The sequence below is a fragment of the Methylotenera sp. genome (genome assembly GCF_030653755.1).
Taxonomy (GTDB): domain Bacteria; phylum Pseudomonadota; class Gammaproteobacteria; order Burkholderiales; family Methylophilaceae; genus Methylotenera.
In genome coordinates this window covers 1-1,032 of sequence record NZ_JAURYU010000021.1, presented here as the reverse complement: position 1 = coordinate 1,032, position 1,032 = coordinate 1, and the positions used below count along the sequence as shown (strand labels likewise).

The 1,032-nt window shown below is 69.5% G+C and carries 1 protein-coding gene; it reads right to left on the bottom strand.

From position 1 onward, the window contains the following. Positions 1-1,032: PepSY-associated TM helix domain-containing protein (locus tag Q7U33_RS03995; protein WP_370651981.1), on the bottom strand; the 1,032-nt coding region annotated here is incomplete at both ends.

The following is a 1,032-nucleotide window of genomic DNA, read 5'->3' as shown; positions in this document are numbered from 1 at the left end:
ACGCGGTGGTCGACCTGGCTCAGCGCGTCCTGCAGGGTTTGGGCAAAGCCCCAGGTGCTGCCGCCTTCGCTGGCCACGTAGATGAGCACGTCGGCTTGTGCCAGCGGGGCGCTGCCCGTGATGTGCGGCGCCTGGCGGCGGGCCTGCCACCAGATCACAACGCCCGACAGCCAGAACAGCAGCACGCTGGCGCCCACGCACCCGAGCACCACGGCCCAGGGCCAGGCCGCTTCGCCCGTGTGCAGCACCGCGGCCCAGTCGTAAACGCGCTGCGCCACGGTGGCGTCCTGCCAGACCAGCATCTGCCCCGAATACCGATCGATCCAGCCTTGACCTTGGGCGGTGGCGACCTTCCACGTGTCCTGCGGATCGGTGGTGCCGGGAAAATTCAGCTTGCGCAGATCCTTCACGGCCAGGTTTTGCATCGTGACCAGCTGCTCGCCACGCAAGGCCGGCTGGCCGGAGACCACCGAAAGCACATCAGGCTCGGTCCTGGAATCGAGAACCACCAGCCCCAAGGTCGATGCGCTCATGGTCAGCGCCGTGAGCGACGTCAGGCACAAAACGGCGAGCACCACGCGGCCCGCGACCACATGGATGCGTTGGGCCAGCGAGCCGCGCACCCGCGCCGCCAACCGCCGCCAGCCGCCCATGCGGCGCAGCAGCAGCACCAGGGCAGAAACGCACACCAGGGCCATGGCCAGCGCAATGCCCGCTGCACCCCAGCGCCCGGCGTCGCCTAACAGCAGCGAGCGGTGCAGGTTCTTCACCCAGCGCGGCAACGACGAGGCTCGCCAGGCACCGAGCACGCGGCCATCGGCCGGATCCACGTACGACGCCTGCGGCTGGTCACCTGCAAAGCTGAACACCACGATGGCACCCGAGGGCAGGTGGCGAATTTCTTCCACACCCGGGACGGTGCGCGTCACGCGCGCCACCAGCGTGGCCACGGGCATATCGCCCGGTGCGGCGGTTGCCTGCCACGCCTGCTGCACCGGATCGATCGCCAGGATGGCGCCGGTGACGCCCAGC